Source organism: Streptomyces sp. YIM 121038 (assembly GCF_006088715.1).
Lineage (GTDB): Bacteria > Actinomycetota > Actinomycetes > Streptomycetales > Streptomycetaceae > Streptomyces.
In genome coordinates this window covers 5,222,589-5,242,569 of sequence record NZ_CP030771.1, presented here as the reverse complement: position 1 = coordinate 5,242,569, position 19,981 = coordinate 5,222,589, and the positions used below count along the sequence as shown (strand labels likewise).

Annotated in this window: 19 protein-coding genes; 8 read left to right on the top strand and 11 right to left on the bottom strand. The window is 73.1% G+C overall.

Annotated elements, in window-relative coordinates:
• Positions 1 to 102 precede the first annotated feature (102 nt).
• From C9F11_RS22365 to C9F11_RS22355, 3 genes are all read right to left on the bottom strand, one after another.
• Positions 103 to 891 (bottom strand): SRPBCC domain-containing protein, encoded by a 789-nt coding sequence (locus C9F11_RS22365; RefSeq protein ID WP_138960952.1) that lies wholly within the window; start codon positions 889 to 891, stop codon positions 103 to 105.
• A 70-nt stretch (positions 892 to 961) separates the two neighbouring features.
• Entirely contained in the window at positions 962 to 2,542 is a 1,581-nt protein-coding gene (locus C9F11_RS22360) for a polyamine aminopropyltransferase (RefSeq protein ID WP_138960951.1), read from the bottom strand.
• A gap of 139 nt (positions 2,543 to 2,681) precedes the next feature.
• Positions 2,682 to 3,200, bottom strand: a complete 519-nt coding sequence (locus C9F11_RS22355) for a DUF2617 family protein (RefSeq protein ID WP_138960950.1) — start codon at positions 3,198 to 3,200, stop codon at positions 2,682 to 2,684.
• 783 nt (positions 3,201 to 3,983) lie between these two features.
• Here C9F11_RS22355 and C9F11_RS22345 point away from each other — a divergent pair.
• Positions 3,984 to 5,186 carry a pyridoxal phosphate-dependent aminotransferase gene (locus C9F11_RS22345; RefSeq protein WP_138960948.1) on the top strand — a complete coding sequence of 401 codons (1,203 nt, stop codon included), beginning with the start codon at positions 3,984 to 3,986 and terminating at the stop codon, positions 5,184 to 5,186.
• Between the two features lie 210 nt (positions 5,187 to 5,396).
• Positions 5,397 to 6,497, top strand: a complete 1,101-nt coding sequence (locus tag C9F11_RS22340; RefSeq protein WP_138966845.1) for a hypothetical protein — start codon at positions 5,397 to 5,399, stop codon at positions 6,495 to 6,497.
• 30 nt (positions 6,498 to 6,527) lie between these two features.
• Here C9F11_RS22340 and C9F11_RS22335 read toward each other — a convergent pair whose 3' ends face one another.
• Both C9F11_RS22335 and clpB read right to left on the bottom strand, forming a co-directional pair.
• Positions 6,528 to 7,067 (bottom strand): YbjN domain-containing protein, encoded by a 540-nt coding sequence (locus tag C9F11_RS22335; RefSeq protein ID WP_138960947.1) that lies wholly within the window; start codon positions 7,065 to 7,067, stop codon positions 6,528 to 6,530.
• A 103-nt stretch (positions 7,068 to 7,170) separates the two neighbouring features.
• Positions 7,171 to 9,795: an ATP-dependent chaperone ClpB gene (gene clpB / locus C9F11_RS22330; protein WP_138960946.1), complete on the bottom strand. Its 2,625-nt coding sequence runs from the start codon at positions 9,793 to 9,795 to the stop codon at positions 7,171 to 7,173.
• A 217-nt stretch (positions 9,796 to 10,012) separates the two neighbouring features.
• On the opposite strand from clpB, the gene C9F11_RS22325 reads away from it, so the two are divergent.
• A complete protein-coding gene (locus tag C9F11_RS22325) occupies positions 10,013 to 10,453 on the top strand; it encodes a TIGR03618 family F420-dependent PPOX class oxidoreductase (protein ID WP_138960945.1) in 441 nt (146 codons plus the stop codon).
• A gap of 116 nt (positions 10,454 to 10,569) precedes the next feature.
• Here C9F11_RS22325 and C9F11_RS22320 read toward each other — a convergent pair whose 3' ends face one another.
• Entirely contained in the window at positions 10,570 to 10,926 is a 357-nt protein-coding gene (locus C9F11_RS22320) for a hypothetical protein (RefSeq protein WP_078869065.1), read from the bottom strand.
• Positions 10,923 to 11,084, bottom strand: coding sequence for a hypothetical protein (locus C9F11_RS47470; protein ID WP_170316475.1), 162 nt, complete (start codon positions 11,082 to 11,084; stop codon positions 10,923 to 10,925). The genes C9F11_RS22320 and C9F11_RS47470 overlap by 4 nt, the downstream gene beginning before the upstream one ends.
• 131 nt (positions 11,085 to 11,215) lie before the next feature.
• Between C9F11_RS47470 and C9F11_RS22315 the strand changes: the two genes are divergently transcribed.
• The 3 genes from C9F11_RS22315 to C9F11_RS22305 are packed head-to-tail and all read left to right on the top strand — an operon-like array spanning position 11,216 to position 14,223.
• Complete coding sequence (locus C9F11_RS22315) at positions 11,216 to 12,205, top strand: helix-turn-helix transcriptional regulator (RefSeq protein WP_138960944.1); 990 nt, start codon at positions 11,216 to 11,218, stop codon at positions 12,203 to 12,205.
• Positions 12,202 to 13,185, top strand: coding sequence for a helix-turn-helix transcriptional regulator (locus C9F11_RS22310; protein WP_138960943.1), 984 nt, complete (start codon positions 12,202 to 12,204; stop codon positions 13,183 to 13,185). The genes C9F11_RS22315 and C9F11_RS22310 overlap by 4 nt, the downstream gene beginning before the upstream one ends.
• 60 nt (positions 13,186 to 13,245) lie before the next feature.
• A complete protein-coding gene (locus C9F11_RS22305) occupies positions 13,246 to 14,223 on the top strand; it encodes a LuxR C-terminal-related transcriptional regulator (RefSeq protein WP_138960942.1) in 978 nt (325 codons plus the stop codon).
• A gap of 8 nt (positions 14,224 to 14,231) precedes the next feature.
• Here the strand turns inward: C9F11_RS22305 and C9F11_RS22300 are convergent, their stop codons facing one another.
• Positions 14,232 to 14,651: a hypothetical protein gene (locus C9F11_RS22300; RefSeq protein WP_138960941.1), complete on the bottom strand. Its 420-nt coding sequence runs from the start codon at positions 14,649 to 14,651 to the stop codon at positions 14,232 to 14,234.
• 610 nt (positions 14,652 to 15,261) lie between these two features.
• Here C9F11_RS22300 and C9F11_RS22295 point away from each other — a divergent pair.
• Entirely contained in the window at positions 15,262 to 16,293 is a 1,032-nt protein-coding gene (locus C9F11_RS22295; RefSeq protein ID WP_138960940.1) for a LuxR C-terminal-related transcriptional regulator, read from the top strand.
• A gap of 14 nt (positions 16,294 to 16,307) precedes the next feature.
• On the top strand, positions 16,308 to 17,369 hold the full coding sequence (locus tag C9F11_RS22290; RefSeq protein ID WP_171075816.1) for a LuxR C-terminal-related transcriptional regulator: 1,062 nt from the start codon (positions 16,308 to 16,310) through the stop codon (positions 17,367 to 17,369).
• Positions 17,370 to 17,584: 215 nt separating this feature from the next.
• Here the strand turns inward: C9F11_RS22290 and C9F11_RS22285 are convergent, their stop codons facing one another.
• From C9F11_RS22285 to dnaJ, 3 genes are all read right to left on the bottom strand, one after another.
• Positions 17,585 to 18,091, bottom strand: coding sequence for a hypothetical protein (locus C9F11_RS22285; protein ID WP_138960939.1), 507 nt, complete (start codon positions 18,089 to 18,091; stop codon positions 17,585 to 17,587).
• 183 nt (positions 18,092 to 18,274) lie between these two features.
• On the bottom strand, positions 18,275 to 18,730 hold the full coding sequence (locus C9F11_RS22280) for a helix-turn-helix domain-containing protein (protein WP_030682652.1): 456 nt from the start codon (positions 18,728 to 18,730) through the stop codon (positions 18,275 to 18,277).
• Positions 18,731 to 18,734: 4 nt separating this feature from the next.
• Entirely contained in the window at positions 18,735 to 19,922 is a 1,188-nt protein-coding gene (gene dnaJ, locus C9F11_RS22275; protein ID WP_138960938.1) for a molecular chaperone DnaJ, read from the bottom strand.
• Between the last annotated feature and the right edge of the window lie 59 nt (positions 19,923 to 19,981).

Sequence of the window (19,981 nt, the reverse complement as noted above, 5' to 3'; positions counted from 1 at the left end):
TGCGGCTGTGTTTCAGCCTCTCCGGCGTTTGAGGAGCGGGGGTCTGGGGGCGGAGCCCCCAGGAATCGGGAAGGGGCGGGATTGGGGAGCCCCGCGAGGGCCTCAGCGGCGCTTGCGCAGGGCCCGGGTGACCACGATCGCCGAGGCGACCAGGACCGCCGCCGCGGGCGCGGCCCACCGCAGCGCGGCCCCGCCGCCCAGCGCCTCGGGCGCGGGCACGGGCGCGTACCGCCCCCGGGGCGGCGCGTGGTCGACCTCCTCCGCGCTGCGCCCGATCATCGTCCGCCGCGCGTGCGCGGCCTCGGGCCCGCTGGCCGCGTCATCGAGGGAATCGACGGAATCGACGTCGGAGAGCGGATCGAGCGCCGGCGGCGGCACCTCGGCGTCGAAGACGCGGGACGGCGCCGGGTCGGGCTCCGGCGCGGGGTCGGGCTCCGGGGCCGCCGCCGGGCCGGGCGCAGCGAGGCCCTCAGCGAAGCGCGCGAGGAGCCGCCGCACCGCGCCCTCCACAGCCTGTGGAGAACTCTTCACGGCCTCGGCACCCCGCCCGTCGGCGGACGCGGTCCCGCTGAAGGCGACGCGCGTGCCCCCCTCCGCGGCGGCCAGGCGCAGCAGGAGAGAGAACGTTACGGCGCCACTGCCCCGGGCCTCGTGGGCCTCCCCGGTCACCGCGTACCCGCCGTCGCCGCGCGCGGCGACCCGCAGGCCACCGCGGTAGGTGATCGTGTGGCCGCCGACGCGCACCTTGAGCCGCCCGGTGACGGGCGGCGCGTCCGGCCCTGGGTCGGCGTCCCGCTGCAGCCCGGGCACCGCGCGGGCGACCCGCTCGGGGTCGGCCAGTGCCTCGCGGAGCGGCTCTTCCGGAACCGGTACGAACACCTCATGCTCCATGACAGTTGAGCGTACCGACGCCGCCGCCGTGATGTACGCCACTTCGGCCCGCCCGGCCTGCCGCGGGCCGTCAGTCGGCGTAGCGCGGATGCACCAGCGTGGACGGCTCGATGGTGCGCCAGTCGGACGGCCGCAGCCGCTCGGCGGCGCGGGATCCGGCGCGCAGCACGGCGGAGCCGCGGGCCGCGCCGAGCACCGGCTCGGCGCGGGCGGCGAGCACGAAGCCCCAGTCGCGGGGCGTCCCGCCGGGGTCGGGGGTGCGGTCGGGCCCGCCGTAAGCGCCGCGGCGGCCGGTGAGGCGGTAGGGCTCGGTGCGGTACCCGGCGGCGCGCAGCGTCGCGTCGACGGTCCAGTAGGTGTGCGGCCGGGTCACGGCGGGCCCGGCGTGCACGGCGAAGCGCCCGTCGTCGGTGAGGACGCGGGAGACGAGGCCGTAGAACTCCTGCGAGTACAGCTGGGTGCTCGCGGTGATGCCGGGGTCGGGCAGGTCGGCGACGACGACGTCGTACACGCGCCGGTGCGGGCCGCGCAGCCAGCGGAAGGCGTCGGCGTGGACGACGCGTACGCGCGGGTCGCGGTAGACGTGGCCGTTGAGTTCGCTCAGGCCCGGGTCGTTGCGGGCCAGGTCGACGACGGCCGGGTCGAGTTCGACGACGTCGACGCGGCGCACCCCGGCGTGCCGCAGCACTTCGCGGGCGGCGAGCCCGTCGCCGCCGCCGAGGACGAGGACCCGCTGGTGGCGGCCGCCGCGCAGGGCGGGCTGCACGAGGGCCTCGTGGTAGCGCCGCTCGTCGCGGCCGCTGACGCGCAGCCTGCCGTCGAGGAAGAGGTGCAGGGACTTCCGGTCGCGGCCGGTGAGGACGACCTCCTGGACGTCGGTGCGGACGGCGACGCGGATCCCGGAGCCGTACACGGCCCGGCGCGCGGCCCGTTCGAAGTCGTCGACGAGCACGGCGGCGGAGGCGAGGACGGCGAGCACGACGGCGTTGACCACGAGCAGCAGCCAGCGCCCGCGCGGGCTCAGGTCGCGGCCGAACAGGCCGAGGACGAGCGCGCCGCCCGCGAGGACGTTGACGGCGCCGGTGAGCAGCGCCCCGGTGAGCTGCCCGAACCAGGGGAGCAGCAGGAAGGGGAAGGCGAGGCCGCCGACCAGGGCGCCCACGTAGTCCGCGGCGAACAGGTCGGCGACGGCCCCGCCCGCGTCCTGCCGCCGGACGCGCTGGATGAGCACCATGAGCAGGGGCACTTCGGCGCCGATGAGGACGCCGATGGCCAGGGAGAACACGACGAAGAGATAGCGGGATCCGCTGGCCCACATCTCGCCCCGGTCGCCCGCCCACGCGAACGCCGCGTACAGGACCATGGCGCTGCACCCGCCGACGAGCGCGAGGGCCGCCTCGACGAGCCCGAAGCCGGCGGCGGCCCGGCAGCGCAGGCGCTTGGCGAGCAGCGAGCCGACGCCCATCGCGAAGACCATGACGGACAGGACGACGGAGGCCTGGGTGACGGAGTCCCCGATCAAGTACGAGGCGAGGGCGACGAGTTCCAGTTCGTACACGAGTCCGCAGGCGGCGCAGATGAACACGCCCGCGAGGACGAGGAAGCGGCCTGTCCGGGGCGTGACGGGAAGACGCTGACGCGGCTCGATCACGCTGGGAACGCTACGTCACCGTTCGCTCACGCCAAGTCCCCCACAAGAGTGGAGGTGACGGCGAGAATGTGTGAACCGCCGTTTGCCGGGCCATCGCAGGGCCGCGCCCCGGGCACCGCGAACCGCCGCCCGGCCCAGCTCAGAGCGGTGCGGGCATCCGCACGCCGACCCGCGTCCGGGTCGCCACGAGCTGCCCGTCCTGGGGATAGGCGTGCCAGGTGCGCCACATCACCGACCCCTCGTGCCGCTGCGCCAGCATCGCGGTGAACGCGTGCGGGATGCCGGGGAAGACCCCGGCGAGCCCGTGCGGGTGCTCCGTGACCAGGGCGAGCAACTCCTGCGCCCGGCCCGCGAACTGACCCCGTGACAGCGTCTCCACGCGGGCCGCGAACTCGTACTCCCACTCGCCGACCCGCTTGGAGACGCCGAGCGGCAGCGGCGTGCTGCTGCCGGGGATGCAGGCGACGGTCTCGGAACAGCTGCCCCGGTCCTCTTCGAGCAGCACTTGGTGGGAGGCCCCGAGGAGTCTCAACTGCACGACCGCACCGGTCAGTTCGAGGTCGAGAGTGGCGAGCGCGGGCAGCGGCTCGCGGCCGAGGGCCCAGGCCAGGTCCCCGGCGCGCGTGTCGGTGTAGACAGTCTTCAGGGTCGTGAGCATGGGTCGGCTCCGCTAACACGCAATGGAGGTGGGGGGGCCGGCGCGCCCGGTCGGACACCAGGCGGAGGGGGTTGCCGGCGCGTGCCCACGGAGACGTCCCGCTGCCTGCTGAGCGGGGGCGTCCGAGGGCGGTGTGACGGTTAAGAGGGAATCATGAACTGCGACACTGCCACAGCGCTTTTACCCAACTTCGTAGGGTTTCCATCCCCTAGAGGGCCGAACAGTTCATCTGTTCACGTTTCATGGAAAGCAGTCAGTCCGGAAATGGCATCCTATGGACGCCGATCGGTCCGGCAACGACGAAGCGCCCGGCGGGAGTTGCCTCCCGCCGGGCGCTCGGCCCAGTGGACCAGCTGCCCCGTGTCAGCTGCCTCCGCCGCCGCAACCTCCGCCCCCGCCACCGCAGGACGAACCGCCGCCGCAGGACGAGCCGCCGCCACAGGAAGAGCCTCCGCCACAGGACGAACCACCGCCGTCGTAGGTCGCGGTCCCGCTACTGGAGCTGGACCCCGCCCACCAACTGCGGCCCCCCGACCTGGCGCGTCTGCGGCCGTTCCTGCTCACGTGCACGAGCAGCCCGATCACTACGAACCAGCCGATGAAGAACAAGGCCACAACCATCGCCCCCATCCTTCACTTCCTTTCCCCCGAGACGGCCCCGGACCGTTCCCCCGAACCGGCGCCGCTGTGCGGATGTGGTCCCGCGTCGTTGCGTGACAAGGGGATGCCCCCGGCCGACCGCCGCCAAAGCAGAGTTGAGGAAGTCCAGAGGTTCGGCGGAGGATGACAGCCATGACGTCATCTCCCGGTGCCTCCCGCGACGGCCGCCCGCTGCTCAACCGCCGCCTCGCGGAATTCGGTACGACGATCTTCGCCGAGATGTCCGCGCTCGCGCTGCGGACCGGGGCGATCAACCTGGGCCAGGGCTTCCCGGACACGGACGGCCCCGAGCAGGTGCGCGAGGCCGCGGTGCGCGCCCTGCGCGACGGCCGCGGCAACCAGTACCCGCCGGGCCCCGGCGTCCCCGAGCTGCGCACCGCGATCGCCGCCCACCAGGAGCGCCACTACGGCCTGTCCTACGACCCCGACCGCGAGGTCCTCGTCACCGCGGGCGCCACCGAGGCCATCGCCGCCTCGCTGCTCGCCCTGGTCGAGCCGGGCGACGAGGTCATCGCCCTGGAGCCGTACTACGACTCGTACGCCGCCTCGATCGCCCTCGCGGGCGGCTCCCGGGTGCCGGTGACGCTGCGCCCCGGGGACGGGCGCTTCAGCCTCGACCTCGACGAGCTGCGGGACGCCGTCACCCCGCGCACCCGGCTGCTCCTGCTCAACACCCCGCACAACCCGACCGGCACCGTCCTCACCCGCGCGGAGCTCGCCGAGATCGCGAAGCTCGCCGTGGAGCGCGATCTGATCGTCGTCACCGACGAGGTGTACGAACACCTGGTCTTCGACGCGGGCGGCCACGTCCCGCTCGCCTCCTTCCCCGGCATGCGCGAGCGCACGGTGACGATCGGCTCGGCGGGCAAGACGTTCTCGTTCACGGGCTGGAAGGTCGGCTGGGTCACGGCCGCGCCGGACCTGGTCACGGCGGTGCGCTCCGCGAAGCAGTTCCTCACGTTCGTGTCCTCGGGCCCGTTCCAGTACGCGGTCGCGGAGGCGCTCGCGCTGCCCGACGCGTACTTCGCCTCGTTCCTCGACGACATGCGCGCCAAGCGGGACCTGCTGGCCTCCGGGCTCACGGCGGCGGGCTTCGAGGTCTACCGCCCGGCGGGCACGTACTTCGTCACCACCGACATCCGCCCGCTCGGCGAGAGCGACGGCTTCGCCTTCTGCCGCGCCCTGCCCGAGCGCGCGGGCGTCGTCGCCATCCCCAACGCGGTCTTCTACGACCACCGCGACCAGGGCGCCCCCTTCGTCCGCTTCGCCTTCTGCAAGCAGACCCCGGTCCTGGAGGAGGCGGTCGCCCGCCTCAAGTCGCTGTAGTCGCCCGAAGGGCGGGCACAGCCCACGACGGCGCGGCACCCGACGTAAAACGCCCACCCACACGGCCCTGCCTGACTCGCGCCCGCCCCAGAGGGCCCGCAAGGTTCCGATGTGACCCACCCCAGCCCCACCGTCCCAGCCCCCGTCACACGCACCCGCCGCACGGAGTGCGAGCCCACCCCGCCGGCCGAGCGGGCGGCAGCCCACGCGCTGCACGCCCTGGGCGCCTTCGCCGCCGCCCGCCTCACCGGCCTGCTCGCGCTCGCGGTCGCCGCCCACACCAGCCACCAGGACGCCTTCCGCCTCCTGGGCCGCTCCTGGGACTCCCGCTGGTACACCGGCATCGCCGCCCACGGCTACGGCCGCACCCTGTACTTCGAACCCGGCGTCGTCCAGAGCGACCTGGCCTTCTTCCCGCTCTACCCGGCCCTGATCCGCGCGGTGGAGACGCTCACGCCGCTCGGCTACGGCGCCGCGGGCCTGCTCGTCTCCTGGCTCGGCGCGGGCGCGGCCGCGGTCGGCATCTACAAGATCGCCGCCCGGCTCCACGACCACCGCACGGCCACGGTCCTCGTCCTGCTGTGGGGGCTCCTGCCGCACTCCGTGATCCTGACGATGGCGTACACCGAGCCGGTCCTGACGGCGCTCGCCGCGGGCTCCCTGTACGCGCTGCTCACCGGCCGCTGGCAGGCGGCGGGGGCCCTCGCCGCGCTCGCGGGCCTGGCCCGCCCGAACGGCTTCGCGGTGGCCGCCGCCGTCGTGGTGACGGCGGTCTGCGAGGTCGTCCGGCGCCGGGGCCGCGTGCCGCACGGGCTGTGGACGGGCGCGGCGCTCGCCCCCGTCGGCTGGGGCGCGTACGTGCTGTGGGTGGGGGTCCGCAAGGGCGATCCCCTCGGCGGGTACTTCGCGGTGCAGCGCGACTGGGGCTCCCGCTTCGACTTCGGCCGGGGCTCGCTCGCCTTCGCCCGGCATCTGCTCCTGCACGGCGACAAGCTCGTCTTCGCCGTGACCCTGGTGATCGTCGCGGCGGCGCTGCTCCTGTACGGGCTGCTGCTCTGCGACCGCGCCCCGCTGCCGCTGCTCGTCTACACCGGGGTCCTGCTGCTGATCACGGTCGGCGGCTCGGGCTTCTTCGAGTCGAAGCCGCGCTTCCTGCTGCCCGCGTTCCCGCTGCTGCTGCCGCTCGCCTGCGCCCTGGTGCGCACGGCGAGAGCCCGGCCCAGGCACGCCGCCCTGGTGGTCGGCGCCCTGGCCGGGCTCTCGCTCGCGTACGGGACGTATCTGGTGACGACGGCCCGCATGCCGTTGTAGTGCTGTGCTCGGTACGGAAGACCGCGGCCGTCAGGCCTGCTCGTCGCCGGGCTCGGCGTCGTCCGCCGCGTCGGCGTCCGTCTCCAGGCCCAGCTGCTCCACGAGCCAGCGGTCGAACTCGATCGCGGCCCGCACCCAGCTGACCGTCGACGACACGAAGTGCTCCAGGGAGACACCCGTGCCGATCAGCATCTGGGCCTCGCCGATGAGGCGGACGGTGCCGTCGTCGTGCGTGTGCGTGTAGACCTTGGGCCAGAGCGTGCGACGGTTCCAGTCGTCGATGGACTCCAGGATCTGCGGCTTCTCCTCGATGCCGTGCGGCCTGTCGTAGAAGGTCCTGACCGAGAAGACCTGCTCCTCGTCCTTGCCGCGGAACATGAAGTACGTACGGAACTCCTCCCACGGCGCCGCGAGGTCACCCTCGTCGTCGACGACGTACTTGAGTTCCATCTGCTCCAGGAGCTGCTTGACGAGGTCCTGGTCAGGGACGACGGGGCCCGCCGGTCCTGCGCCCTGCTGCGGTTCGGGCTGGCCCCCGAAATTCGGAATCGAGGACGGGTCGATGCTCACCGTTATTTCCCTTCGTACGGATTGAGCCATCCTCCCCCATGGCGGGCGGGGGCCCGCAACCCCCGCCCCTGGATGTGACCGGTTACGGCGCCCCGCCGGACGCCTACAGGGACTTTCCGGGCGCGGGGGCGCTCGCGGGGCCCACGATGAGGTCGTCGCCGAAGACGTCCACGCGCACGGTGTCGCCGTCCTTGACCTCGCCCGCGAGGATCTCCTTGGCGAGCCGGTCGCCGATGGCCGTCTGGATCAGCCGGCGCAGCGGCCGGGCGCCGTACGCCGGGTCGTTGCCCTTGTCGGCCAGCCAGGCCAGGGCCGCGGGCGTGACGTCGAGCGTGAGCCGCCGGTCGGCCAGGCGCACCGCGAGCCGGGACAGCTGGAGCTCGGCGATCCGGGCCAGCTCGTCCCGGTCGAGCGCGGAGAACACGACGAGGTCGTCGAGGCGGTTCAGGAACTCCGGTTTGAAGGAGGCCCGCACGACCTCCAGGACCTGCTCCTTCTTCTCGTGCTCGCTGGTCAGGGGCTCGACCAGGAACTGGCTCCCCAGGTTCGACGTGAGGATCAGGATGGTGTTGCGGAAGTCCACCGTCCGTCCCTGGCCGTCCGTGAGCCGCCCGTCGTCGAGCACCTGGAGCAGCACGTCGAAGACCTCCGGGTGCGCCTTCTCGACCTCGTCGAGCAGCACGACGGAGTACGGCCTGCGCCGCACGGCCTCGGTGAGCTGGCCGCCCTCCTCGTACCCGACGTAGCCGGGAGGGGCGCCGACAAGCCGGGCCACGCTGTGCTTCTCGCCGTACTCGCTCATGTCGATGCGGACCATGGCCCGCTCGTCGTCGAAGAGGAAGTCGGCGAGCGCCTTGGCCAGCTCGGTCTTGCCGACGCCGGTGGGGCCGAGGAACAGGAAGGAGCCGGTGGGGCGGTCGGGGTCGGCGATCCCGGCCCGGGTGCGCCGGACCGCGTCGGAGACGGCCCGCACGGCCTCGGTCTGCCCGATGAGGCGCCGGCCCAGCTCGTCCTCCATGCGAAGGAGCTTCTGCGTCTCGCCTTCGAGGAGGCGCCCGGCGGGGATGCCGGTCCAGGCCGCCACGACGTCGGCGATGTCGTCGGGCCCGACCTCCTCCTTCACCATGGTGTCGGCCTTCGTCCCGGCCTTGGCGGCCTCCTCCTCGGCCTCGGACGCGGCCTCCAGGTCCCGCTCCAGGGTGGGGATCTCGCCGTACAGGAGCTTGCTCGCGGTGTCGAAGTCGCCGTCGCGCTGGGCCCGCTCGGCCTGTCCGCGCAGCTCGTCCAGCTTCTCCTTCAGCTCGCCGACGCGGTTGAGGGACTGCTTCTCCTTCTCCCAGCGGGCGGTGAGCCCGCGCAGCTCCTCCTCCTTGTCGGCGAGGTCGCGGCGCAGCTTCTCCAGGCGCTGCCGGGAGGCCGGGTCGGTCTCCTTGGTGAGGGCCAGCTCCTCCATGCGCAGGCGGTCGACGGCGCGCTGGAGCTCGTCGATCTCGACGGGCGAGGAGTCGATCTCCATGCGCAGCCGCGACGCCGCCTCGTCGACGAGGTCGATGGCCTTGTCGGGCAGGAACCGCGAGGTGATGTACCGGTCGGAGAGCGTGGCGGCGGCGACCAGGGCGCTGTCCGCGATCTGCACCTTGTGGTGGGCCTCGTAGCGCCCCTTGAGCCCGCGCAGGATCGCGATGGAGTCCTCGACGGAGGGCTCGGCGACGAGCACCTGCTGGAAGCGCCGCTCCAGGGCCGGGTCCTTCTCGATCCGCTCGCGGTACTCGTCCAGCGTGGTGGCGCCGACCATGCGCAGCTCGCCGCGGGCCAGCATGGGCTTGAGCATGTTGCCCGCGTCCATGGCGGAGTCGCCGCCCGCGCCCGCGCCGACGACGGTGTGCAGCTCGTCGATGAACGTGATGACCTGCCCGTCGCTCTCCTTGATCTCGGAGAGCACGGTCTTCAGGCGCTCCTCGAACTCGCCGCGGTACTTGGCGCCCGCGACCATGGCGCCGAGGTCGAGCGAGACCAGCCGCTTGTCCTTCAGGGACTCCGGCACGTCGCCCTTGACGATGCGCTGGGCGAGGCCCTCGACGACGGCGGTCTTGCCGACGCCGGGCTCGCCGATGAGCACGGGGTTGTTCTTGGTGCGCCGGGACAGCACCTGGACGACCCGCCGGATCTCCTGGTCGCGCCCGATCACGGGGTCGAGACGGCCCTCGCGGGCGGCGGCGGTGAAGTCCGTGCCGAACTTCTCCAGGGCCTTGTACTGGCCCTCGGGGTCGGGGGTGGTCACGCGGCGCCCTCCACGGCTCTCCTGAAAGGCGGCGAGCAGCTTCTTGTCGGTCGCCCCGTTCTCGGTCAGTACGTCGCCCGCGGGGCCGCCCTTGGCGGCGAGGGCGATGAGCAGGTGCTCGGTGGACAGATAGTCGTCGCCGAGCTCCTTGGCCCGCCGGTCGGCGTCCGCGATCACGGCGAGCAGGTCGCGGTTGGGCTGCGGCGGGGCCACCGTCGATCCCGTGACGCTCGGCAGGGCGGCGAGGGCGCGCTCGGTGGCGGCGCGCACGGCGACCTGGTCGGCGTCGACCGCGGCGAGCAGATCGGTGATGTTCTCGTTGTCCTGGCCCTCCAGCAGGGCGAGGAGGAGATGCGCGGGGGTCAGATCCGGGTGGCCTTCGGACACGGCCCGGCTCGTCGCCGAGTTGATCGCGTCCCGGCTCCTGTTCGTCAGCTCGGCGTCCACGGGGGCTGCTCCTCCTTGCTGCCTGCGGCTTTCGGTACTGGCGCGTACGCGGGGTGCGCGGTGTACGCGGGATGCGCACGGGTGGGTACGCGTGCTGTCGGGTGCTGTGCGGGTGCCCTCGGAGGGCTCCCCCATACTGACTCACCCAACGTGCACAAAGTTGAGTCTATTCCACTCAAGGCGAATGCCGGAAGTCCGGCCGGGCTACCTTCCGCCCATGGCCATCGACCTCGGCGCCCTGCCCGCGCCCTACCTCAGCTTCTGGCGGGAACGTCACCTCTGCACCTTGACGACGCTGCGCCGCGACGGCAGCCCGCACGTGGTGCCCGTCGGTGTGACGTACGACCCCGGGGAGCGGATCGCCCGGGTGATCGCGAGCGGCACCAGCCGCAAGGTGGCACACGTCCTCGCCGCCGCCCCGGCGGGCGCGCGGGTCGCCGTCTGCCAGGTGGCGGGCCGCCACTGGGCCACGCTCGAAGGCCGGGCGACGGTGTCGGCGGAGCCCGCGCGGGTGGCGGACGCGGAGCGCAGGTACGCCGAGCGGTACGGCAGGAACCCGCGGGAGAACCCGGGCCGGGTGGTCATCGAGATCGCGGTGGACCGCGCCCTCGGCCATGTGAAGGAACCCGCCGCGGCGGCGCCGCGGCCCGCCGCCTGAACCGGCGCGCCGCGCAGACCCCGCACACACCACAGCGGCGCCACCGTGTTCAGGTCCACGGTGGCGCCGCTGCTGGGGGAAGCACCTGCGCGATTTACAACGACGGGGGAATCGCGTCAGGCGCTGCGGGGGGTGGCTGTGAGGGGGTCGGAAGCGGCGGAGTGCCGCTCGGCATCCCGCTTCCGCTTCCCGATCAGCTGGTGGTCCCGCTGATCGAGGTTGACGAAGACCATGCCGTAGCGCACGGCGCAGCGCACCGGCTGGGGCGCGCCGCGGGGCCGGCGCAGGCACCGGTAGGCACGGATGTCCTCGTCGTCGTCCCGTACGATGATCACCGGCTCGCCGACCAGGGTGACCATCAACGAGTCACCGGGGTGGGGGATCGCGGTGGCGAGGTCGATGAAGTGCCAGCCCGACCGGTAGGCCGTGGCCATTTCCCGGCGGAAGGTGCGGTCATCGGGAGGGGTACTCATGCCTTGTCACCCGCCGGCGTGATCCAGGCAAGGTCAGACGGCGCGGCTGTGCTCTTCGCTGGGTGGCTCCAGGCGAGATCCATGGCACTCACCGCACCCAGGCCAATCCCTGCGGAGAGAGCGGTCACCAGGACCGCGCGAAGCATGCGCTTGAACATGGTCGGCTTCGTCCTCACTTGGTAGGTTCCTCTCCCCCGGCACAACAAGACGATGTCTCAATCGAGCACGTCAAAGCCACAGGGTGGATGCATCATGTTCCTGCACGTTCAGGACCCTGGGGGGTGGAGAATTGCTCACAACTGACGCTAAACCGACACATCCTCACCCCGAGAGCCCACTGTGTGGCGAAGGAGCGAGGTTGTACGCCTCCGCGCTGAGCAACGGGCGGCTCGCGCGGGCCGAGGCTGAGAACGCACCGTGCCTTCTGGAGTCCGCACTCGTCCATCCCGACCCGGATGACGCGGACTGGCTGCGACCCGTTCCACCGGCCACGGCACTCGCTCAGCGACTGCATCCGCTGGAGCGTGAGATCCAGGACCGGAGGCGGCTCGCGGTCGAGCTGACCGACACCTTCGAGCCATTTATGGCCATCCCCACGCGCGTGGAACCCACGAGCCACGCGATCACGGTATTGGAGGGCGAGGCCCGCATCAACGAAGCGATCGAGCAGGCCACGGCCGAGTGCCGGCACGAGGTCCTGACGGTCCAGCCCGGCGGCGGCCGAAGCGAAGAGAGGTTGAATATCGCGCTCCGGCGCGGGCAGACCATCCTCGACCGCGGCATCTCGATGCGTACCCTCTACCAGCACACCGTCCGGCACAGCCGGGGCACCCTCGCCTACGCGGCCTACATGTCGCACGGCAACGTGCAGATACGCACGCTGGAGGAGGTGATCGACCGACTGATGATCTTCGACCGCAGCGTCGCCATCCTTCCCGCGCGCGCCGACCGCCAGGACGCCCTGGAGGTCCGGCACCCCGCCCTGGTCGAATACCTCCTCAAGGTCTTCGAGCAGCAGTGGCAGCAGGCGACGCCCCTGCTCGACGAGGACCCGTACCCGCCCTCCGCCGACGGCATCACCGGCGTCCAGCGCTCCATCGCCCGGCTGCTCATCGAGGGCCACGTGGACGAGGCGATCGCCCGCCGCCTCGGGATGAACGTCCGGACCTGCCGTGCCCACATAGCGAAGATCGCCGCCGCCCTCGGCAGCGGCAGCCGCGCCCAACTCGGCTATCTGATCGCCCAGTCCGGCATCCTCGGGCAGGACAAGTCCGCATGAACACCGAGCCCCGGCACCCCCACCCGCACGGCCCCGACGAGCTGTGCGCGGAGGGTTCCGCCCTCTACACCCGCGCGCTGCGCGAGGGGCGGGTCACCCAGCGGGACGCCGACTCCACCCCCTGCCTCATCGACTTCGGCCTGCTCCACCCCGACGTCGAGGACATGCGCTGGCTGCGCCCCACGGCCCCCGCCATCGCCCTGCCCCAGCTCCTGCGCGGCATCGAGGACCGCATCGCCCAGCAGCGCCGCCGCGAGGAGCGCCTGACGGCGATGTTCGAGCCCCTGATGGCGCTCGACGCCCGCCAGACCGTGGGCGCGGAGCACCAGGACATCACCGTCCTCGACGGCTTCGACCGGATCAACGAGGCGATCACGCGGGCCACCGCCGACGCCGCCCACGAGCTGCGCACGGTCCAGCCCGGCGGGGCCCGCTCCCCCGAGATACTGGCCGACGCGCTCCCGCGCGAGCAGGAGTTCCTGTCCCGCGGCTGCCGCATGCGCACGCTGTACCAGCACACCACCCGCCACTCCCTGCCCGCCCTGGCACACTACGAACAGCTAGACGGCGACGTAGAGGTCCGCACGCTCAACGAAGTAACCGAGCGCATGGTCGTCCTGGACCACGCGGTGGCATTCATACCGGCGAGCAAGGACCGCACGGCGGCCCTGGAGATACGCCAGCCCGCGATCGTCGACTACCTCATCACCACCTTCGAACGACTGTGGCGCCTCGCGACCCCCATGTACCCGCACGCGGCCCAGCTCCCTGCGGAGAACGGGGTCACGACCCGCCAGCGGGCCATCGCCGAGCTCCTCATCGAGGGCCTCACGGACACGGAGATAGCCGAGCGGCTCGGCATGAACGTGCGTACCGCACGCGAACACATCGCGAAGCTCGCCGCGATCCTCGGCAGCAACAGCCGCGCACAACTCGGATATCTCATTGGCCAGTCAGGAATCCTGAACCAGAATCACTAGCTGCTGAGCGTGGGAGCCGGCGGGGACCGGCGCCGGCGAGCCGTGAGGAGGGGCAGCGACGTGGCGAGGGATCACAGTCCGCACGGCGCCGGGGAGCTGTGCGGAGTGGGCAGGACCACGTACGTCCGGGCCCTCCAGGACGGCGGCGTCCCGGCCGCCGACGCCGACCGGGCCCCCTGTGTCGTCGACCTCGGACTCCTCCGCCCCGACCCCCGCGACGCCTCCCGGCTGCTTCCCGTCGCCCCGTCCGTCGCGCTCCCCCGGCTCCTGCACGCCCTCGACGCCGACGTCACCGACGAGCGCGCCCGGCAGCGGCGGCTCGCCGAGGTCTTCGCCCCGCTGATGACGCTCGGGGAGGGGCAGTTCACGGGGGCCCGCGCGCCGGGCGCCACCGTCCTCAAGGGCCTGTCCCGCATCAACGCGGCCATCGACCACGCCGCCGCCGGTGCCAGCCGGGAGGCCCTCGCCATCCAGCCCGGCGGCAGACGGGTCCAGGAGACCCTGGAGCAGGCGCTGCCGCGCGCGGACGGCCTCCTCTCCCGCGGTGGCCGGATGCGCTCGCTCTACCCGCACACCGGCCCGCACGCCTGCCCCGTGTACGCCTACTTCCAGCGGCTCGACGGCGACGTGGAGGCCCGCACCCTGACGGAACTGCCCGGCCGCCTCCTCGTGTTCGACCGCTCCGTCGCCTTCATCCCGGCGGGCGAGAGCCGGGACGTGGCCCTGCGGATACACCAGCCCGCCGTCATCTCCTACCTGGTGACCACCTTCAAGCTGCTGTGGCAGCTCGCCACGCCCATGTGGCCGGACGCCGCCCCGGAGCCGCCCCGGCAGGGCATCACCCCCCGCCAGCTCGCCATCGCCGAGCTGCTCACCGAGGGCCTCACCGACACCGAGATCGCCGCCCGGCTCGGGATGAACGTACGGACGGCCCGCGTGCACATCGCCAAGCTGTCGGCCGTCCTGCACAGCCAGAGCCGGGCCCAGCTCGGCTATCTCATCGGGCAGTCGGGCATCCTCGGCGAGGGCCGGGCCTGAGCCGGGCCCTAGATGGCCCGCTGGAGCGGCAGGCCGACCGCGCGCAGGGCCTCGCGCACCACGCGCTCCCCGTCCAGGCTGTCGGCGCCCAGGTCGAGCACCGCCGACTGCTCCCACCGCACCGACGAGGGACGCCCCATGCTCACCCGCCACACCACGGCGGGCGCGGCGCCCTCGCCCCGGGCGTCCAGGGCGATGTTCAGGACCCGCACCACGGAGACCTTCGCCACCACCTGGAGCGGGAAGTCACCGGCGAGCAGCTGTCGGTCGACGACCCAGGTCACCGGGTAGCCACGGCCGTTGAGGTCGTCGGCGATCACGTGCACCGCGGCCGCGTGGCGGTCGGGCGTGCGGGACGCGGCACCGCGCCCCGGCGTCGCGTCCCGGCCCGAGGGCTCGGCGGGCATGCGTACCCCGGCTGCCTCCATGTCGCCATCACCTCACCGTTCAGGGCCGTTCAGGGCGTCAGGGCTTTCAGGTCCGGTCGGCGCGGCCCACTTGGCGCAGACAGTCGTCGCGCGGGGAAATCCGGCCGCTCTCGAATCGGTGGTGCGTGCCCACCGACCGGTTCATGAGAATGTCCACATCGGGCCGGGAGAGGCCGGTGACGCGCGGGCCGGGCCTGCGCGGCGGTTCGGCATTCAGCCCGACTCCCTCGGGCCTGATTCCGGCGCGCGGTCTCCGGAGTATTCCCCGCAGCCCGGTCTCCCCCACTCCTGCCCCCCTTCTCCGCGCGGGCGGGCACACGGGTCCGCGAGCGCGTTCTCTGCACCATAAGCCCAAGGGCGGCACCGACCAATGGAGCCGCCCGCGCGTCCGGCGCGCCGCCGGCACCGGCCCCCGGCGCCGGTGGTCTCCGTGCCGCGCGGTGGCACGCGGGCCCCGCCACAGCCCTGCCGCCGACCTGCCGAGGCATACGTGGAAGTCTGAATAATTGGGTGTGGAATGCTAGGAATAGCCCCACCATTGAAGGCAGTTGCCGCGTTGGCAACAATGGTCACTTACGTGCCGCACCGGCGGGAGGAGCAAGGGAGCGCCGTGCCGGACGGAGCGATGCGCGAGACGGACGCGGGCCTCCCGGCCCACCCGCCGCACGGCCACGACGTCCTCTGCGAGCAGGCACGGGCCCTGTACAGCCGGGCCCTGCACGACGGCCGCGTCCCCGCCGACGCGCCCCACGCCGACTGTCTGCGCCCCTTCGGCCTGCTGCGCGCCGACCCGGCGGGCGACCCGGCGTGGCTGCTGCCCGCCGCGCCCGTCGTGGCCCTGCCCCGGCTCCTGGAGGACATCGAGCGGCGCGTGGCCCGCCACCGCGTCCGGGCCGCCCGGCTCGCGGCCGCCTTCGAGCCGCTCATCCTGGCGGAACCGGCCCCCGACCCGGACTCGGCGGCGGCACACCTCACCGTCCTCCAGGGCGTACCGCGGATCAGGACGGCCGTGCGGCAGGCCCTCGCCGACGCCCGCGAGGAGCTGCTCGCGGTCCAGCCGAGCGGCCCGCGACCGCGCCTGCTGCCCCACGACGAGCCCTGGCGCATGGCCGAGTTCGTCGCGCGCGGCGGGCAGCTGCGCACCCTCGCCCGGCCGCCGCGGGGCGGCGCGCCGCCGCCCCGGACGCATCCGCTGGGGCCCGCCGTCGACGGCGAGGCCCGCACGCTCGACGAACTCCCGCCCTGCCTCATCCTCTTCGACCGGCGCGTCGCGTTCATTCCGGCGGACCCCGGCGGCGAGATCTCCTTCGAAGTGCGCTCACCCGCACTCATCGCGTACGTCGCGAGCGCCTTCGACATTCTCTGGCGGCTCGCGAGACCGCTGTACCGGGAAGACGCCCCGCCCCTGCCCGACAAGGCGATCTCACCGGTGCAGCTGGAGATCGCACGCCTTCTCACCGAAGGCCTCACCGACACGGAAATCGCCACGCGCACGGATCTGAACGTCCGGACCGTACGCGTCCACATCGCCAAGGTGGCGCAGGTGCTCGGCAGTACGAGCCGTACGCAACTCGGCTTTCTCATAAGCCAGTCCGGAATACTCGAACGCCATTCCTCACGGCGTTTCTCACCCGGCCGGTGAGGGGGAGTACCAGCGTGCCCCCGGGGGACGAGCGCCACCGCCCGCACGGGGCCGACGCGTGGTGCGCCGCGGGGGCCGCGCTCTACGTCCGGGCCCTGCGCGAGCGCCGCGTGCCCGCGCGGGACGCGGCAGGCGCACCCTGCCTCGTCGACTTCGGGCTCCTGCACCCCGACCCCGACGACATGGCGTGGCTGCTGCCCAGCGCCCCCTCGCGCGCCCTGCTGCGGCTGCTGCGCGGCATCGAGGAGGACGTGGCGCACGAACGGCGCCGCGAGGCCGAACTGACCGCCGCCTTCGCGCCGTTGCCCGCCCTCGCGCGCCCGGCGGCGGCGCAGGCGGCCGCGCCCCCCGCGCCGGACGGTGACCTCCCGGCCGGGCCGCCCGCACTCACCCTGCTCAGGGGCCTGCCCCGGATCGCCGACGCCGTCTGCCGGGCCGCGGACGCCTGCGCCGAGGAGGTCCTGACCGTGCAGCCCGGCGGTTTCCACCGCGTCTGGGACCTGGGCCCGGCGCCGCCGCGCGAACAGCCGCTGCTGGCCCGCGGCTGCCGGCTGCGCACCCTGCACCAGCACACGGCCCGGCACGCCTCCCCCGTGCTCGCCCGCTTCGCGGGCCTTGAGGGCGACGTGGAGGTCCGCACGCTGAGCGAGGTCACGGCCCAGCTCGTCGTCTTCGACCGCGCGGTCGCCTTCGTCCCCGCCGACCGGGACCGCGCCCTGGCCCTGGAGGTCCGCGTGCCCGCCCTGGCCGGCCATCTGGCCGCGCTCTTCGACCGCCTGTGGCGCCTGGCGACGCCCCTGTTCCCGCACCCGGCGCCGCAGCCCGCGCGGGGCGGCGTCACGCCCCGCCAGCGCGCCATCGCCGAACTGCTCACGGAGGGCCTCACCGACGCGGGCATCGCCGAACGCCTCGGCATGAACGTCCGGACCGTACGCGTCCACATCGCCGGACTGGCCCAGGTCCTCGGCAGCACGGGCCGCACCCAACTCGGCTACCGCATCGGCCAGTCGGGCCTGCTCGGTCCCGGCAGCCCTGGCAGCCCGCGCGGCCCCCGCGACCGCGGCCGCACCCGCTGAACCACGAACGTCCGCAATTGCGGCACTTGCCCCCGCCCCCGCCCCTTGCACCGCAACAAGCTGACGGTAGCGGAGCGCGGGCGCGGCCCTGCATGGTGATTCCCGCAGCGGCTCTGTTGTGGTCTCCCCCCGCGGGGTCGCGCTTCCCTAAGGCTCTCCGGCCCGCCTCGTTCCGTGGCGGGCCGGGGCAGCCACGCGCCCCGCGGAGCAGGCGCCTACGCCTGGTCCGCCCACTCCCGCAGCAGGCGCTCGCGCAGCTCGCGGCGCGGCGTGCCGCCCTCGTGCGAGCGCCCCCACTCGGCCATCGCCGAGAGCGTGGTCAGCAGCGTGGCGGCGCCCTCCGTGAGCCGGGCGAGCAGCGCGCGGGACAGGTCGTACTCCTTCTGGGAGTAGCCGTACGCCGCCGCCACGTACGCGGTCAGCTCGACCTCCTGGTCGGCGGTCTCCACGCACACGGTCATCGAGGGCGCGTCGTCACCGCCGCCGAGCCCGACCGTGAGCGCCATGTCCACCACCATCCCGACCTGCCGCTTCAGCGACTTCACCGGAACGTCCTCGATGCTCAGCGCCCGTACGTCGTCCCAGAGCCACAGGCCCGACTGCTGATGCCCGAGACCGGCCACCCCCTCGGGTGTCAGCCGGACCCCGGGAGCGAGCCCGGACGGCTTCGAGCCCACGTACACATCACCCTCGGCGATCCAGAACAGCCCGACCATGGCCATGGAGAATCCAGCTTTCCCGCGGAAGAAACACAACAGCCTGCCAACTATAGGAGTGCGGCGCGCCGTCCATCGTTCCCCTACGGCTGCCCGCCGGAGTGCCCCGGCACGGCGAAGGCCGGGCGCCCGCACACGAGTCGTTCGCGTGCGGGCGCCCGGCCTTTCGTCGCGCCGGAGCGCTGCGGGCTACTGCTCCGGCGACCTCTTGGGCCGCCACACCACGAGCGCGCTCGCCTGCTGCACGTCCTGGTACGGCACCAGGTCGCGGCGGTAGGAGGCGTGGACCTGGGCCTCGCGCTGCTGCATCGCGGCGGCCGCGCCCTCGACGGCCGCCGACAGCTCGGCGACCCGGGACTGGAGCGCGGCGACCTGGTTCTCCAGCTCGATGATGCGCTTGATGCCCGCGAGGTTGATGCCCTCCTCCTGGGAGAGCTGCTGGACGGTGCGGAGCAGCTCGATGTCCCGGGCGGAGTACCGCCGGCCCCGGCCCGCGGTGCGGTCGGGCGAGACCAGGCCCAGGCGGTCGTACTGCCGCAGGGTCTGGGGGTGGAGACCGGAGAGCTGGGCCGCCACCGAGATGACGTACACCGGGGTCTCGTCCGTCAGCTGATACGGGTTGCGTCGGCGGCCGTCCCGCTCCATGAGGTCACGCTCCCTTCGCGGCCTTGAACAGTTCTGCCCGCGGATCCAGATCCGCAGTCGCCTCGCGGTACTCCTCCAGGGCTTCCTTCGCCGCGGGGGACAGCGTCGCCGGGACGGCCACCTCCACCGTGACGAGCAGGTCGCCGGGCGTGCCGTCCTTACGGGCGGGGCCCTTGCCGCGCACCCGCATCGTGCGCCCGTTCGGCGTGCCCGGGGGCAGCTTCAGGGTGACGGGCACGCCGCCGAGCGTGGGCACCCGCACCTCGCCGCCGAGCGCGGCCTCGGGGAGGGTCACCGGGACCGTCACCGTGAGGTTCTCGCCCTTGCGGCCGAAGACCGGGTGGGCGTCCACATGGACGACCACGTACAGATCGCCCGCGGGGCCGCCGCGCTCACCGGGCGCGCCCTTGCCGCGCAGCCGGATGCGCTGGCCGTCGCTGACGCCCGCCGGGATGCGCACCTGCATCGTCCGCGACGACTTCGCGCGGCCGCTGCCGTGGCACACCTCGCAGGGCGTCTCGGCGATCAGGCCGCGGCCCTTGCAGTCCACGCAGGGGTCGGTGAGGGAGAACCCGCCACCGCCGCCCCGGGAGACCTGGCCCGTGCCCACACAGGTGGGGCACACGCGCGGCGTGCCGTTCTTGTCGCCGGTGCCCGAGCACGCCTTGCAGGCGGCCTGGGAGGACATGCGCAGCGGAACCGTCGCGCCCTCCACCGCCTCCGTGAAGCTCAGCGTGACCTCGGACTCGATGTCCTGGCCGCGGCGCGGCTGCGTCCGCGTCCCCGCGCCCGCGCCGCCGCGGTTGAACAGGCCCCCGAAGACGTCACCTAGGCCGCCGCCGAAGCCGCCGGCGCCCGCTCCACCGCCGCCCGGGGCGCCGCCTCCGAAGAGGTCGCCCAGGTCGAAGTTGAACGTGCCGCCGCCCGCTCCGGGGCCTGGCCTGAATCCGCCGTTGCCGAAGAGCGCGCGGGCCTCGTCGTACTCCTTGCGCTTCTTCGGGTCGCCGAGGACGTCGTTCGCCTCGGAGATCTCCTTGAAGCGCTCCTCGGCCTTCGCGTTGCCCTTGTTGGCGTCCGGGTGGTTCTCGCGGGCGAGCTTCCGGTACGCCTTCTTGATCTCGGCTTCGGTGGCGTCCTTGGGGACGCCGAGGACCTTGTAGAAGTCCTTCTCGATGAAGTCCTTGGTGCTCATCCCCGACGTCCCTCCTTCCTCGTCGTCAGGTCGACGCCGACGCCGACCGCGACGCCGGG

Coding starts and splice junctions, on each gene's coding strand:
- C9F11_RS22365 (WP_138960952.1), bottom strand. CDS start 891: ATGGAGCATGAGGTGTTCGTACCGGTTCCGGAAGAGCCGCTCCGCGAG.
- C9F11_RS22355 (WP_138960950.1), bottom strand. CDS start 3,200: ATGCTCACGACCCTGAAGACTGTCTACACCGACACGCGCGCCGGGGAC.
- C9F11_RS22345 (WP_138960948.1), top strand. CDS start 3,984: ATGACAGCCATGACGTCATCTCCCGGTGCCTCCCGCGACGGCCGCCCG.
- C9F11_RS22325 (WP_138960945.1), top strand. CDS start 10,013: ATGGCCATCGACCTCGGCGCCCTGCCCGCGCCCTACCTCAGCTTCTGG.
- C9F11_RS22320 (WP_078869065.1), bottom strand. CDS start 10,926: ATGAGTACCCCTCCCGATGACCGCACCTTCCGCCGGGAAATGGCCACG.
- C9F11_RS47470 (WP_170316475.1), bottom strand. CDS start 11,084: ATGTTCAAGCGCATGCTTCGCGCGGTCCTGGTGACCGCTCTCTCCGCA.
- C9F11_RS22310 (WP_138960943.1), top strand. CDS start 12,202: ATGAACACCGAGCCCCGGCACCCCCACCCGCACGGCCCCGACGAGCTG.
- C9F11_RS22300 (WP_138960941.1), bottom strand. CDS start 14,651: ATGGAGGCAGCCGGGGTACGCATGCCCGCCGAGCCCTCGGGCCGGGAC.
- C9F11_RS22285 (WP_138960939.1), bottom strand. CDS start 18,091: ATGGCCATGGTCGGGCTGTTCTGGATCGCCGAGGGTGATGTGTACGTG.
- C9F11_RS22280 (WP_030682652.1), bottom strand. CDS start 18,730: ATGGAGCGGGACGGCCGCCGACGCAACCCGTATCAGCTGACGGACGAG.
- dnaJ (WP_138960938.1), bottom strand. CDS start 19,922: ATGAGCACCAAGGACTTCATCGAGAAGGACTTCTACAAGGTCCTCGGC.